9 protein-coding genes are annotated in these 14,579 nt (G+C 75.4%); 6 read left to right on the top strand and 3 right to left on the bottom strand.

Features of this window, described 5'->3' with window-relative positions; genetic code table 11:
• Nucleotides 1-262: 262 nt before the first annotated feature.
• Both GC089_RS05010 and GC089_RS05005 read left to right on the top strand, forming a co-directional pair.
• Complete coding sequence (locus GC089_RS05010) at nucleotides 263-2,119, top strand: ABC transporter ATP-binding protein (RefSeq protein ID WP_155376715.1); 1,857 nt, start codon at nucleotides 263-265, stop codon at nucleotides 2,117-2,119.
• A complete protein-coding gene (locus GC089_RS05005; RefSeq protein ID WP_155376714.1) occupies nucleotides 2,116-3,876 on the top strand; it encodes an ABC transporter ATP-binding protein in 1,761 nt (586 codons plus the stop codon). The genes GC089_RS05010 and GC089_RS05005 overlap by 4 nt, the downstream gene beginning before the upstream one ends.
• Nucleotides 3,877-3,924: 48 nt before the next feature.
• Here the strand turns inward: GC089_RS05005 and GC089_RS18865 are convergent, their stop codons facing one another.
• Together GC089_RS18865 and GC089_RS05000 are read right to left on the bottom strand one after the other, a co-directional pair.
• On the bottom strand, nucleotides 3,925-4,167 hold the full coding sequence (locus GC089_RS18865; RefSeq protein ID WP_230685068.1) for a hypothetical protein: 243 nt from the start codon (nucleotides 4,165-4,167) through the stop codon (nucleotides 3,925-3,927).
• Entirely contained in the window at nucleotides 4,131-4,790 is a 660-nt protein-coding gene (locus GC089_RS05000; RefSeq protein ID WP_230685067.1) for an SURF1 family protein, read from the bottom strand. Before GC089_RS05000 ends, GC089_RS18865 begins: the two co-directional genes overlap by 37 nt.
• Nucleotides 4,791-4,977: 187 nt before the next feature.
• Between GC089_RS05000 and GC089_RS04995 the strand changes: the two genes are divergently transcribed.
• The 4 genes from GC089_RS04995 (at nucleotide 4,978) to GC089_RS04980 (ending at nucleotide 12,850) form a co-directional block, all read left to right on the top strand.
• The gene (locus GC089_RS04995; protein WP_155376713.1) at nucleotides 4,978-7,533 is read left to right on the top strand and encodes a phosphoketolase; all 2,556 of its coding nucleotides are present in this window, start codon (nucleotides 4,978-4,980) and stop codon (nucleotides 7,531-7,533) included.
• A 97-nt stretch (nucleotides 7,534-7,630) separates the two neighbouring features.
• A complete protein-coding gene (gene pta / locus GC089_RS04990) occupies nucleotides 7,631-9,817 on the top strand; it encodes a phosphate acetyltransferase (RefSeq protein WP_155376712.1) in 2,187 nt (728 codons plus the stop codon).
• 5 nt (nucleotides 9,818-9,822) lie between these two features.
• Nucleotides 9,823-11,040, top strand: coding sequence for an acetate kinase (locus tag GC089_RS04985; RefSeq protein ID WP_155376711.1), 1,218 nt, complete (start codon nucleotides 9,823-9,825; stop codon nucleotides 11,038-11,040).
• A 118-nt stretch (nucleotides 11,041-11,158) separates the two neighbouring features.
• Nucleotides 11,159-12,850: a GON domain-containing protein gene (locus GC089_RS04980; RefSeq protein ID WP_155376710.1), complete on the top strand. Its 1,692-nt coding sequence runs from the start codon at nucleotides 11,159-11,161 to the stop codon at nucleotides 12,848-12,850.
• An 80-nt stretch (nucleotides 12,851-12,930) separates the two neighbouring features.
• Here GC089_RS04980 and GC089_RS04975 read toward each other — a convergent pair whose 3' ends face one another.
• Nucleotides 12,931-14,544, bottom strand: coding sequence for a succinic semialdehyde dehydrogenase (locus tag GC089_RS04975; protein WP_155376709.1), 1,614 nt, complete (start codon nucleotides 14,542-14,544; stop codon nucleotides 12,931-12,933).
• Nucleotides 14,545-14,579: the final 35 nt, after the last annotated feature.

Below are 14,579 nucleotides of genomic sequence, written 5' to 3'. Positions count from 1 at the left end.
GCCCGGTACTGCACGGCCGGCCGCCGCCGCACCCGCGGGGAGGCTCGTGCCGTCCGCACCGCCTCCCGCCGCGGTGGTGGTGGCGTCCACCGTGCTCCGGCGAGCCGGCGGACGCCCGGTCCGGACCCCGGGCCCCGGTCGCGGCCGCCACGCGGAGGCGCGTCCCGGGTGTCCTGGATCCGGCGTGGGGCGTCCCGGACCCGGCGCCGGGGCGCGGAATTGGCTTTCCCCGGTGTCGGTGGCCGCCCGTAACGTGAGTCGGGTGCGTTCCCTGCCCCTCGCCGACCCCGGCACCCCGCCCCTGCGCGGCCCCGTCGCGTACCTGTGGTGGGTCGCCCGCCGGCAGTGGGGCATCCTGCTCGCCGCCGTGCTGTGCGGCGTCGTGGTGTTCGCCTGCCAGGCGCTGCTGCCGTACCTGACCGGGCAGGCGATCGACGACGGCCTGGCCAACGGCTTCGGGCCGGGCCTGTTCCGCGCGACGGGCCTGCTGCTCGTGCTCGGCCTGGTCAGCGCCGCGGCCGGCGCGTTGGGGCACCGGTACGACGTGCAGAACTGGCTGCGGGCCGCGTTCACGACGTCGCAGCTCGTCGGCCGCACCGCCGCGCGCTCCGGCCCGGCCATCACGGCCGAGCTGCCGACCGGTGAGGTCGTGTCCGCCGTCGCCAACGACGCGCTGCGCGTCGGCGAGGTCTACGCCACGCTCGCGCGGTTCGTCGGCTCGCTCGTCGCGTACGCCGCGGTGGCCGTGCTCATGCTGCGGGTGTCCGTGCCGCTGGGCGTCATCGTGCTCGTCGGCCTGCCGACGGTCGCCGCCGTCCTCGGGCTGCTCGTCAAGCCGCTGCAGCGCCGCCAGGCGGCGCAGCGCGAGGCGTCCGGACGTCTGACGACGCTGGGCGCCGACACCGTCTCCGGGCTGCGGATCCTGCGCGGCATCGGGGGCGAGGAGGTGTTCACCGGCCGGTACCGGGAGCAGTCGCAGCTCGTGCGCCGCCGCGGCGAGGAGGTCGCCGTCCCGCAGTCGTGGCTCGACGCCCTCCAGGTGCTGCTGCCGGGCCTGTTCGTCGTCGCGCTCGTCTGGGTGGGCGCGCACATGGCGCTCGAGGGGACGATCACGCCGGGCGAGCTCGTGACGACGTACGGGTACGCCGCGTTCCTGGGCTGGCCCGTGCAGAACGCGACGATGATGCTGCAGTCGACCACGCGGGCCGTCGTCGCCGCCCGCAAGGTCCTGGCCGTGCTGCGCGTGATGCCGTCGACCGGCGCACGGCCGGGGACGGCCGCCGTCCCGCCGCCGGGGTCCCCGCTCGTCGACGAGGTCAGCGGCGTGACGCTCGAGCACGGCCGCGTGGTCGCGCTCGTCAGCGCCGACCCCGACGAGTCGGCCCGCATCGCCACGCGGCTCGGCCGGTTCGACGACGAGGCGGAGGCCGCGACGCCGGTGCGCCTGGGCGGCGTGCTGCTCGCCGACCTGCCGAAGGACGCCGTCCGCGAGCGCGTCGTCGTCGCCGAGGCCATGCCGCACCTGTTCTCGGGGCCGCTCGCCGGCGAGCTCGACGTGCGCGGCGCCGCCACGCGCGACGACCTGCTCGAGGCCATCGCGCTGGCGGACGCGCACGACGTGCTCGACTCGGTGCCCGACGGCCTCGACGGCGAGCTGCCCGAGAAGGGCCGGTCGCTGTCGGGCGGGCAGCGCCAGCGCGTCGCGCTCGCGCGGGCGCTGCTCACGGGCGCGGAGGTGCTCGTGCTCGTCGAGCCGACGAGCGCGGTCGACGCGCACACCGAGGCCCGCATCGCCGCCCGGCTCGCCGACGCGCGCCGCGGCCGCACGACGCTCCTGGTGACCGCGAGCCCGCTCGTGCTCGACCACGTCGACGAGGTGCAGCTCGTGCGCGACGGCGTGCTCGTCGCGCGCGGCACGCACGCCGAGCTGCTCGACGGCGCGGCCGGCCCCGCGGTGGCGGCGGAGTACCGCCGCGTCGTGGGGCGGCGCATGGACGACGACACGAGCGTCGAGCAGGCGTTCGAGGTGCAGGACGAGACGGTCCCGGAGCCCGCCCTCGCGCGCCCGGGCGGCCGCGAGTGCGGCACGGACGGCGAGCACGGCGGAGGTGAGGCATGAGCACGGCCACGACGCTGCCCGTCGCCGACACGGCGGTGGTGCGCCGGTACGCCGGTGCGCTCCTGCGCCGCAACGGGCGCCCGCTCACCCGCATCGCGGTGCTGCACACGCTCGCCGCCGTGGCCGGCCTGGCCGGTCCGCTGCTGCTCGGGCGCCTGGTCGACGCGGTCACCGCCGGCACCACGGCCAGGTACGTCGACACGCTCATCGTCGTCGGGGTCGTCGCGGTGCTGCTGCAGACCGGGCTCATCCGGTACGCGCAGCGCGCGTCGATGCTGTTCGGCGAGGAGGTCTTCGCCCAGCTGCGCGAGGAGTTCGTCGACACCGTCACGGCGCTGCCGCTGTCGACCGTCGAGCGCGCGGGCACGGGCGACCTGGTGGCGCGCACGACCAACGACGTCAACAAGCTGCAGCACGCGGTGCGGTTCGGTGTGCCGCGCGTCATCGTCGCGGTCGTCACGATCACGCTCACGGTGGCCGCGTCGCTGCTGCTGTCGCCGCTGGTCGCGCTCGGCCTGTTCGTCGGCGTGCCGACGATGCTGCTGGTGGTGCGCTGGTACCTGCGCCGCGCCACGCCCGCCTACGTGCGCGAGGCAGCCACGTACGCCGTCCTCAACGGGACCATCACCGAGACGGTCGAGGGTGCGCGCACGGTGGACGCGCTGGGTCTGACCGCCCGGCGGGAGCGGCGCATCGACGCCGACCTCGCCGACGCGTTCGCGGCCGAGAAGGTGACGCTGAACCTGCGCACCGTGCTGTTCCCCGCGATCGACCTCGCCTTCGTGCTCGCCCCCGTCGCGGTGCTGGTCTGGGGCGGCTGGCTGGCCGCTCAGGGGCAGGTCTCGCTCGGCGTGGTGACCACGATCGTGCTGTACGCGTACCAGATGGCCGGCCCCGTCTGGGAGCTCATCTTCTGGGTCGACGAGATCCAGGTCGCCGCGACGGCGCTCGCGCGCATCGTCGGCGTGCAGCTCGTCGCCCCCGACCGGGAGGCCACCGGGGCGCGCCCCGCGGACGAGCGCATCGGGACGCGCGGCCTGCGCTACGCGTACCGCGAGGGCCACGACGTGCTGCACGGCATCGACCTCGACCTCGCCCCGGGTGAGCGGCTCGCGGTCGTCGGCCCGTCCGGTGCGGGCAAGTCGACCCTCGGCCGGATGCTCGCGGGCATCCACCCGCCGACGGGCGGTACGGCGACGGTCGGCGGCGTGCCGCTGGTCGACCTGCCGCTCGACGAGCTGCGCCGGCACGTCGCCCTGGTCACCCAGGAGCACCACGTGTTCGTCGGCACGCTCGCCGACAACCTCCGCCTCGCCCGGGTCGGCGCGGACGACGCCGAGCTCGAGCGCGCGCTGCGCGCCGTGGACGCGTGGGACTGGGTCCAGGGCCTGCCCGACGGACTGGCGACCGAGGTGGGTTCCGGCGGCACGCCGCTGACGCCGGCGCAGGCGCAGCAGGTCGCGCTCGCGCGCCTGGTGCTGCTCGACCCGCACACGCTCGTGCTCGACGAGGCGACCTCGCTCCTGGACCCGCGGGCCGCGCGGCACCTGGAGCGGTCGCTGTCGGCGGTCCTCGAGGGCCGCACGGTCGTCGCGATCGCGCACCGCCTGCACACCGCGCACGACGCCGACCGCGTCGCCGTGGTCGACGGCGGGCGCATCAGCGAGATCGGCCCCCACGAGGAGCTGGTGGCCGCGGGCGGCGAGTACGCCGCGCTGTGGCGCTCGTGGCAGCACGAGTCCGCCGACCAGGGCTGAGGGGGCGCACGCCCGGCCGGTGACGCGGCCGGGTGTGCCGGCCGGCCGTCAGCGGGCGCGCGCCACCCGTCCCGCGTCCGCTGTCGCCGGTGCGTCGTCCCCCGGCGCGCCGTCGTCGCCCGGGGCCTCGTCGTCCTCGTCGCCCGGGACCGGCGGTCGGCCCGCGGCCTCGTCGCGCACGAGCCGCCACCACAGGCCGACGGCGAACAGGCCGAAGATCCACCACTGCGCGGCGTAGGCGAGGTTCTGCACGTTCAGCCCGGTGCCCGCGCGCGTCGGCGGGTCGAGCATCTCGAGGTCCGCCGGGTCGCCGGGGTCGAGCGACTGCACCACGAGGTAGCCGGTGTAGACCGGCGCCCCCAGGTGTGCACCAGCTGGGCCGGGCTGATCGCGTCCGTGCGTCCGTCGACGACGGCCGCGCCGGCCTCCTCGCCGCCCTGCAGCCAGCCGACGACCGTCACCGGCCCGGCCGGCGGGTCGGGCACGGGCTGCGCCCCGGGCGTCCAGCCCCGCACGACCGGCAGCAGCGCGTCCCCCGCCGCGGTGTCGCCGGCGGCACCGACCCGCAGCGGCGTGAGGACCAGCGCCCCCTCGGTGACGCCGTCGTGCGCCCGCCCCTCGACGAGGAGAGTGCCGTCGGGCTCCCACGTGCCGGTCACGACGACCTTGCGCGCGACCATCTCGCCCGTCACCGACTCCCCGGGGCGCAGCACCTCGTCCAGCGGGACGGGCTGCGCGGCGGCGATCTGCTCCGCGCGCTGCTCCTCGGCAGCGTGCCCCCGCACCTCCGCGCGCTCCAGCTGCCACGCCCCGAGCCGTCCGCAGACCGCGGCGGCGGCCAGCAGCAGCACGAGCAGGCCGAGCATCCGCGGACGCACGGCGGCGCGCCACAGGGAGGTCGGTGCGTCGGCCACACCTCACGGTAACCCGCGCGCGCGAGGGCGCCGGACCCGCGCGCTGCGGGGCGGCGCCACCTGGGGTTGTATGGCATGTGGCCAGGAGCACAACCGCTCTGGGCCGGACGTCCCACGGCACGACCGGCGGGCACGGAAGGCTGGGTGACCAGGGACGACGCCTCGAACCACCAGCACCGGAGGGGACATGAGCACGAGCACCGACAGGGAGCTGCAGCACACCACCGAGAGTCCCGCCCCGGTGGCCGCCGGAGACTTCGCCGCCGCGGAGGCCAGGAGCGCGTGGCGCACGGGCAGCGGCAGCGTCGACGACGCCACCCTCCAGCGCATCGACAAGTGGTGGCGCGCCGCCAACTACATGTCGGTCGGCCAGATCTACCTGCTCGACAACCCGCTGCTGCGGCGCCCGCTGGACCGCGAGGACGTCAAGCCGCGCCTGCTGGGCCACTGGGGCACCACGCCGGGTCTGAACTTCCTCTACGCGCACCTCAACCGGGCGATCGCGGAGCGTCAGCAGTCCACCATCTACATCACCGGCCCGGGGCACGGCGGGCCGGGCCTCGTCGCGAGCGCCTACCTCGACGGCACGTACTCGGAGGTCTACTCCGACGTGACCGAGGACGAGGAGGGTCTGCGCCGCCTGTTCCGGCAGTTCTCGTTCCCGGGCGGCGTGCCGAGCCACGTGGCCCCCGAGACGCCCGGGTCGATCCACGAGGGCGGCGAGCTGGGGTACGCGCTGAGCCACGCGTACGGGGCGGCGTTCGACAACCCGCACCTGCTGGTCGCGGCGGTCGTCGGCGACGGCGAGGCGGAGACGGGCCCGCTCGCGACGAGCTGGCACTCGAACAAGTTCGTCAACCCGCGCCAGGACGGCGTGGTGCTGCCGATCCTGCACCTGAACGGGTACAAGATCGCGAACCCGACGGTGCTCGCGCGCATCCCCGACGAGGAGCTCCACGCGCTCATGGTCGGGTACGGCCACGAGCCGTTCACGTTCGTCGCGGGCTTCGACGACGAGGACGAGCTGAGCATCCACCGGCGCTTCGCGGAGCTGCTCGACCAGGTCCTGGACCGGATCGCGGAGATCAAGCAGCGCGCCGCCGAGGGCGACGAGTCGCGGCCCATGTGGCCGATGATCGTGTTCCGCACCCCGAAGGGCTGGACGGGCCCGGCGGAGATCGACGGGAAGAAGACGACCGGCTCGTGGCGGGCGCACCAGGTGCCGCTCGCGAGCGCGCGGGACACCCCGGAGCACCTGGCGGTGCTCGAGGAGTGGCTGCAGTCGTACCGGCCTGCCGAGCTGTTCGACGCGACCGGCCGCATCGACGCCGACATCCGCGCCCTGTCCCCGTCCGGCGAGCTGCGCATGAGCGCGAACCCGCACACCAACGGCGGGCTGCTCATGCGGGACCTGCGCCTGCCGGACTTCCGCGAGTTCGCGCAGGACGTGCCACGCCCCGGGGCGACGTTCGCCGAGGCCCCGCGGGTGCTCGGCCAGTACCTGACCGAGGTGGTGCGCCGGAACCCGGACAACTTCCGGATCTTCGGCCCCGACGAGACCGCGTCGAACCGCCTGCAGGCCGTCTACGACGCCACCGACAAGCAGTGGAACGCCACGTTCGAGGGGCCCGAGGTCGACGAGCACATGGCGCGCGTGGGGCGCGTCATGGAGATGCTGTCGGAGCACCAGTGCCAGGGCTGGCTGGAGGGCTACCTGCTCACCGGGCGGCACGGGCTGTTCACCAGCTACGAGGCGTTCATCCACATCGTCGACTCGATGTTCAACCAGCACGCGAAGTGGCTGAAGGTCACGAACGACATCCCGTGGCGCCGGCCGATCGCGAGCCTGAACTACCTGCTCTCGAGCCACGTGTGGCGTCAGGACCACAACGGCTTCAGCCACCAGGACCCGGGCTTCATCGACCACGTGGTGAACAAGAAGGCCGAGGTCGTGCGGGTCTACCTGCCGCCGGACGCGAACACGCTGCTGTCGACGTACGACCACTGCCTGCGCAGCCGGCAGTACGTCAACGTGGTCGTCGCCGGCAAGCAGCCCGCGCCGAACTTCCTCACGATGGACGAGGCCGTCGCGCACTGCACGCGCGGGCTCGGCATCTGGGAGTGGGCCGGCACGGAGGTCGAGTCCGAGGAGCCGGACGTGGTGCTCGCGGCCGCGGGCGACGTGCCGACGCTCGAGGTCCTCGCGGCGGCGGACATCCTCAAGCGGGAGCTGCCGCAGCTGAAGGTCCGCGTCGTCAACGTCGTCGACCTCATGCGCCTGCAGGACGAGCGGGAGCACCCGCACGGCCTGTCGGACCGCGAGTTCGACACGATCTTCACGACGGACCGGCCGATCGTGTTCGCGTACCACGGCTACCCGTGGCTCATCCACCGCCTCACGTACCGCCGCACGGGTCACAAGAACCTGCACGTGCGCGGGTACAAGGAGGAGGGCACGACGACCACGCCGTTCGACATGGTCATGCTCAACGACCTCGACCGGTACCGGCTCGTGATCGACGTGATCGACCACGTGCACTGGCTGCGGGCGTCGTACGCGGGCCTGCGCCAGAAGATGGTCGACGCGCGGATCGCGGCCCGCCAGTACACCCGCGAGCACGGGGAGGACATCCCCGAGGTGCGCGACTGGGTCTGGCCGGACGCCGGCGAGACGGGCACGGAGGTCGGCGGCCCGCAGGCCGACCGGCTCTCGGCGAGCGACACCGGCGGGGACAACGAGTAGCAGCCGGTGAGGCGGTGGGGTGCGCCGGGAGGCCGGCGCACCCCACCCACCGCCCGTCCGCGGGGGACGGGCGACCTTCGGGGAGGAAGAGCACGCAGTGGCGCGCACGATCTACGTCATGTCCGCCGAGGGCGACACCGGCAAGTCCGTCGTCGCGCTCGGCCTGGTCGACCTGCTCACGCGGTCGGTGCAGCGGGTGGGGGTGTTCCGGCCCGTCGCGCGCTCGACGGACGAGCCGGACTACGTCCTGGACCTGCTGCTCGCGCACGACGGCGTCGACATCGCCTACGACGAGGCCGTCGGGGCCACGTACGACGAGGTGATCGCCGACCCGGAGGAGGCGCTGTCGCGGATCGTCGCGCGCTTCCACGACGTCGAGCGCCGCTGCGACGCCGTCGTGGTGGTCGGCACCGACTACACGGACGTCGCCGGCCCGACCGAGCTGGCGTACAACGCCCGCATCGCGGCGAACCTGGCCGCACCCGTGCTCCTCGTCGTCAACGGCGCGAACCGTACGCCCGAGGACGTGCGCCACGCGGCGGAGGTCGCGGGGACCGAGATCGCGGCCAACCACGCGCAGGTCGTGGGCGTCGTGGTGAACCGCGTCGCACCCGGGGCGCTGACGGACGTCGTCGGCGGGCTGTCCGGGAACGTGCCCGTGTGGGCGCTGCCGGAGTCGCCCCTGCTGTACGCGCCGACGCTGCGCCAGCTCATGGACGCCGTCGGCGGCGAGCTCGCGGGCGGGGACGAGGAGCTGCTGGGGCGCGAGGTGCTCGACGTGCTCGTCGGCGCCATGTCGATCGAGCACCTGCTCGACCGGCTGCAGGACGGCGCGGTCGTCATCACGCCGGGCGACCGGGCCGACGTGCTGCTCGGGCTGCTGCTCGCGCACCAGGCCGACGGGTTCCCGTCGCTGGCGGGCATCATCCTCAACGGCGGCTTCGAGCCGGCGCCGACGATCCAGCGGCTCGTCGAGGGCCTCGGCTCGCGGCTCCCCCTCATCCGCACCCACCTCGGCACGTTCCGCTCCGCGAGCGCGGCGGCGGGGACGCGCGGGCGGCTGACGCGCGACGCGCAGCGCAAGGTCGACACGGCGCTGGCGCTGTTCGAGCGGCACGTGGAGGGTGCGGCGCTGCTGGCCGCGCTCGACGTGCAGCGCCCCGAGGTCGTCACGCCGCTGATGTTCGAGTACCAGCTGCTCGACCGGGCGCGCCGGGACCGCAAGCACATCGTCCTGCCGGAGGGCGGCGACGACCGGATCCTGCGGGCCGCCTCCACGCTGCTGCAGCGGCAGGTCGCGGACCTGACGATCCTCGGCGACGAGGCGTCGATCCGCGCCCGCGCCACCGAGCTCGGCCTCGACCTCGACGCCGCGCAGGTCATCGACCCGAAGAACGGCGAGCTGCTGGAGCGGTTCGCGGCCGTCTACACCGAGCTGCGCAAGCACAAGGGCATGACGGTGGAGCGCGCGCGGGAGATCGTGTCGTCCGTGTCGTACTTCGGCACGCTCATGGTCCAGCTGGGCCTCGCGGACGGGATGGTCTCGGGCGCGATCCACACGACGGCGCACACCATCAAGCCGTCGTTCGAGATCATCAAGACCCAGCCGGGGACGAGCAGCGTGTCGAGCGCGTTCCTCATGTGCCTGGAGGACCGGGTGCTCGTGTACGCCGACTGCGCGGTCATCCCGGACCCGACGGCGGAGCAGCTCGCGGACATCGCGATCTCGTCGGCGGGCACGGCCGCCCAGTTCGGCATCGAGCCGCGCATCGCGATGCTGTCGTACTCGACCGGCGCCTCCGGCACCGGCGCCGACGTCGAGAAGGTCCGCGCCGCGACCGCCCTGGTCCGCGAGCGCCGCCCCGACCTGTCGGTCGAGGGCCCGATCCAGTACGACGCCGCGGTCGACGCGTCGGTGGCGCAGACGAAGATGCCGGACTCCGCCGTCGCGGGCCGCGCGACCGTGTTCGTCTTCCCCGACCTCAACACGGGCAACAACACCTACAAGGCGGTCCAGCGCTCGGCCGGGGCGGTCGCGATCGGCCCGGTGCTCCAGGGCCTGCGCAAGCCCGTCAACGACCTGTCGCGCGGCGCCCTCGTGCAGGACATCGTCAACACCGTCGCGATCACGGCGATCCAGGCGCAGGCGCTGGCCGGCCCCACCGCCGGCGCCGGTGAGCCCGAGGTGGTGCAGCAGGAGCCCGGCGAGACGCCCGTGCCCGAGACGCGCGCGCCCTCCACCGACCCCGCGACCCCCGCCACGACCACCGACCCGGAGGCCTGAGCCCGATGTCCACCACCCCCGCGGGCACCCCCCGCGGCACCGTCCTCGTCGTCAACTCCGGCTCGTCGTCGGTGAAGTACCAGCTGGTCGACCCGGAGGGCGGGGAGGCGATCGCGTCGGGCCTCGTCGAGCGCATCGGCGAGCCGCGCGGGGCCGTCAAGCACGTGGCGCACGGGGAGACGACGCGGCGCGAGCTGCCGGTCCCGGACCACGCGGAGGCCCTGCGGATCGTGCTCGGCCTGTTCGAGGAGATCGGGCCCGACCTCGCGGAGGCGCACGTCGTGGCGGTCGGGCACCGCGTGGTGCAGGGCGGGTCGCGGTTCGACGGTCCCGTCCTGGTCGACGACCAGGTGGAGGCGACGATCGAGATGCTGTCGCCGCTGGCCCCGCTGCACAACCCGCCGAACCTCACCGGCATCCGGGTGGCCAAGGCGCTGCTGCCGGACGTGCCGCACGTCGCGGCGTTCGACACCGCGTTCTTCCGCACCCTGCCCGACGCCGCGGCGACGTACGCGATCGACCGGGAGGTCGCGGCGCAGCACCGCGTGCGCCGCTACGGCGCGCACGGGACGTCGCACCAGTACGTGTCGCAGAAGGTCGCGGAGGTGCTCGGGCGGCCGCTGGAGGACCTCAACCAGATCGTCCTGCACCTGGGCAACGGCGCGTCGGCGTCGGCCGTGCGGGGCGGCCGGGCGGTCGAGACGTCCATGGGCATGACGCCGCTCGAGGGCCTCGTGATGGGCACGCGGTCCGGCGACATCGACCCGGCGGTGATCTTCCACCTGCACCGCAACGCGGGCATGAGCTCGGCGGAGATCGACGACCTGCTCAACCGGCGCTCGGGCCTGAAGGGGCTGTCGGGCGAGAACGACTTCCGCGCGCTGCACGAGCTCGTGGAGAAGGGCGACGAGGGCGCGAACCTCGCGCTCGACGTGTACCTGCACCGCCTGCGCAAGTACATCGGCGCGTACCACGCGGTGCTCGGACGGCTGGACGTGCTGACGTTCACGGCGGGCGTCGGCGAGAACGACGCGCTGGTGCGCGCCCGTGCCGTCGAGGGTCTGGACGTCATGGGCATCGCCGTCGACCCGGAGCGCAACGAGGCCCGCACGTCGGGCCCGCGCGTCATCTCCCCCGACGGCGCCCGCGTCACGGTGATGGTCGTGCCGACGAACGAGGAGCTGGCGATCGCCCGGCAGGCGCTGGAGGTCATCGGCCGCTGAGGCCGGGGCCGGTTCACCCGCGCAGCGGTGCCGCCCGGACGGCGGCCGAGGGGACCATGCCTGGTCCGCCTGGTCCGCGCGTGCGCGAGACCGGGCTCCGCCCCGACGAAGGACCCGCGTGCTCCGACCCCGCCTGCCCTCCTTCCTGCTCGCCGCGGCCGTGGTCGTCGCACCGACCGCCCTGGCGGCCCCGGCCGCAGCCGTGGTCAGTCCCTTCGCGTCGTGCGCCGACGTCGCGGCGGCGGCACCGGGGGCGGGCGACGGCGAGTACACGATCACGGTGCACGGGCGCACGCTCGACGTGCACTGCGCCGACATGGCCACGTCGCCGACCGAGTACCTTACGCTGCCCGTCACCGGCGGATCGGCCAACTACGGCGAGGCGGTGGCGGGAGGGGCACGGCCGGGCACCACCGTCACGACGTCCTACTCCCGGCTGCGGCTCGGCCTGCCGGCCACGGCCGACGCACCGTTCCGGGTGGATGCCACCGACACCCGGTTCGCCACGAGCACGGGCGACATCGGTGGGACCACGACGGTCGCCTGGGCGACCGCGAGCGCGTGCGTCGCCCCGTACGCGGCGCCCGCCACGGCGGACGCGGACCTCACGGGCACGCCGTTCGGCCTCTCGGCGGCCGTGTTCCGGGTCGAGGGGTACCTCCCCGGCGGGTCGGCGACGCAGGTCGGGCCGCAGCAGGTGTCCGTGCAGGGGGGCGGCTTCTGCGGCGGCACCGGGCCGGCCGACGTCACCGCGGTCCCCCTGACCTGGCTCGCCGCGGTCGGGCCGCACGTGACGCGCGGCCCGGCCGACGTCGTGGCCGCCCCGGGTGCTGCCGCGTCCTTCTCCGTGGCGGCCGGCGGTGACGCCCCGCTGACCTTCCGGTGGCAGGTCTCCGACGACGAGGGCGCCACGTGGGAGCCCGTGGCGGACGCCGACGGCACGGAGCTCACCCTGCCCGCGGTCACCGCCGCCGCCGACGGCCTGCTCGTCCGCGTGCAGGTCACCAACGCGGAGGGCACGGTCGCGTCGGCCCCTGCGCGGCTGACGGTGCGCGCCGCACCGGTCGTCGTCACGCCCCCCGCGGACGTCACGGCGACGTCCGGTGACGCCGCCGTCTTCACCGTCGTCGCCTCCGGGTACCCGGCACCGGCGGTGCAGTGGCAGTCGTCGCCGGACGGCGCGACCTGGCACGACCTGGACGGGGAGACGAGCAGCACCCTGACGCTCGCCGGCGTGACCACCCGGCAGGACGGGCTGCTCGTCCGCGCGCTCCTGACGAGCCCGGCGGGGTCCGTGACGACCCGTGCGGCGACGCTCGCCGTCGCCGCCGCACCGCCGACGGTGAGCGACCCGGAGGCGGCGACGGCGGACGAGGGCGGCCGTGCGGTCTTCTCGGTCGACGTCACCGGGGACCCGGCACCGGCCGTCCGGTGGCAGCGGTCGACCGACTCGGGGGCGACCTGGCTCGACGTCGCGGGCGGCGACGGCGACACCCTCGTGCTCACCGACCTGCGCCGGCAGGACGACGGCGTGCTGCTGCGGGCCGTCGCCACGAACGCCGGCGGCAGCGCCACGAGCGGCGCCGCGCTGCTCCGGGTCGTGGCCGCGCCGGCACCCGGCGGGCCGGGCGCGGGAGGCGGTGCGCCCGCCCCGGCCGGGCCGGCCGCCCCGGCCGCGCCCGTGGTGCCCGCGGGTCCCGCGCTCGCCGTCACCGGTGGGGTCGGCACCGGGCTCGGTGCCCTCGCCTGTGCTCTCGTGCTCGCCGGAGCGGCGGCGCTGGCTCTCGTGCGGCGGGTGCGGCAGGGCTGACCGGCGCGCCTGGCCCGGGGGCCCGGGGCCGCGGCGGCCGTGCGCCGTCGCGGCGGCCGCCGGGAGCGCCGGTCGCGTGCTCAGGGCAGCCGCAGCGACCGCTGCACCTCCAGCGCACGCGTGAGCACCCGCGGCCACACCTCCGTGCCGAGCGCCTGCACCTGCGCGAGCCCGAGCCCGCGCCCGCCGTGCACCCCGCGCTGCACGACGACCGACCGCTCCCACGTCGCCGCCCGCAGGCCCTCGCGTCCGTGCCGGCGCCCGTACCCGGACGCGCCCACCCCGCCGATCGGTGCGCCGACGCTCCCCCACAGCGCCTGGTGCGTCTCGTTGACGACGACGGCACCGACCCGGAGGCGTGCCGCGATCCCCCGTGCGCGGCGCACGTCCCGGGCCCACACGCCGGCGACCAGCCCGTACTCGGTGTCGTTCATCGCGGCGACGGCCTCGTCGTCGGACCGCACGCGCTCCACCGCGACGACGGGCCCGAACGTCTCCTCCCGGAACGCGCGCGCCTCCGGCGGGACGTCCGCGAGCACGGTCGGCGCGTAGAACCACGGGCCCAGGTCGGGCCGCTGCACGCCGCCCGTCAGCACGGTCGCGCCGTGCCCCACGGCGTCCTCGACGTGCTCGACGACCCGGGCGAGCTGGTCGGCGGACGTGAGCGACCCCATGTCGCTGCGGTAGTCGAGCCCCGCGCCGAGCCGCAGCGCCGCGGTACGGCGCACGAACGCCGCGACGAACGCCTCGTGCACGTCGGCGTGGACGTACAGCCGCTCGACGCCCGCGCACAGCTGCCCGGCGGACCCGAAGCACGCGCGCACGGCACCCTCCGCGGTGGCCTCGACGTCGACGTCGTCGGCGACGTACATCGCGTTCTTGCCGCCGAGCTCGAGCGTCACCGGGACGCCGAGCTCCCCCGCCCGGGCGGCGAACACCCGGCCGGACCGGGTCGAGCCGGTGAAGACCGCGTGGTCGACGTGCTCGAGCAGCGCCATGCCGACGTCCGGACCACCGACGAGCACCTGGACGAGGTCCTCCGGCGCCCCGGCGTCCTCCAGCAGCTCCGCGGCCCACAGCAGCGTGAGCGCGGTCTGCGGGTCGGCCCGCAGCAGCACGGCGTTCCCGGCGACGACGGCCGTCAGCGTGTCGCCGAGGCCGAGGGACAGCGGGTAGTTCCAGGGCGTGACGACCCCGACGACCCCGTGCGGGACGCGCTCGACCCGCGCGGAGGTGAACCCGGGGACGAGCCCGCGCACGTGCCGCGGAGCGAGCAGCCGCCGTGCGCGCAGGGCGTGCCAGCGGGCCGCGTTCGCGACGTCGCCGACCTCCTCCCACGCGTGCGTGCGGGCCTTGCCGGTCTCCACCTGGATCAGGTCGAGCACGTCGCTCTGCCGCTCGAGCAGCAGGTCGTGGACGCGGAGCAGCAGGGCGGTGCGCTCGCGCGGCGGGCGGGCCGCCCACAGCCGCTGCGCGGCGCGGGCACGGCGCGCGGCCGCGGGCAGGTCGTCCGGCGTGGTGAGCGGGACGGCCGCGACGGGCGCTCCCGTGAACGGCGCCGTGGCGGCGTGCGTCGCGTGCCCGGGCCGGGCGACGACCCGGGCGAGCAGGGGCCGCACGTCGTCGGGTTCGAGGACGTAGGTGGCGAGCGGGTCGGTCTCCGGGTCGTGCAGGTCGGCATGCTCGTGCGCCATCGCGCCAGGCTACGCCGCACGTGCCCCACGCCCGC

It is taken from the genome of Cellulomonas sp. JZ18 (assembly GCF_009720485.1).
GTDB lineage: Bacteria > Actinomycetota > Actinomycetes > Actinomycetales > Cellulomonadaceae > Cellulomonas.
Note: the sequence above shows the minus strand (reverse complement) of the source record. Positions and strands in the feature narration are given on the sequence as shown.

Coding starts and splice junctions, on each gene's coding strand:
- GC089_RS04995 (WP_155376713.1), top strand. CDS start 4,978: ATGAGCACGAGCACCGACAGGGAGCTGCAGCACACCACCGAGAGTCCC.
- GC089_RS05005 (WP_155376714.1), top strand. CDS start 2,116: ATGAGCACGGCCACGACGCTGCCCGTCGCCGACACGGCGGTGGTGCGC.
- GC089_RS04985 (WP_155376711.1), top strand. CDS start 9,823: ATGTCCACCACCCCCGCGGGCACCCCCCGCGGCACCGTCCTCGTCGTC.
- GC089_RS18865 (WP_230685068.1), bottom strand. CDS start 4,167: ATGCTCGACCCGCCGACGCGCGCGGGCACCGGGCTGAACGTGCAGAAC.
- GC089_RS04975 (WP_155376709.1), bottom strand. CDS start 14,544: ATGGCGCACGAGCATGCCGACCTGCACGACCCGGAGACCGACCCGCTC.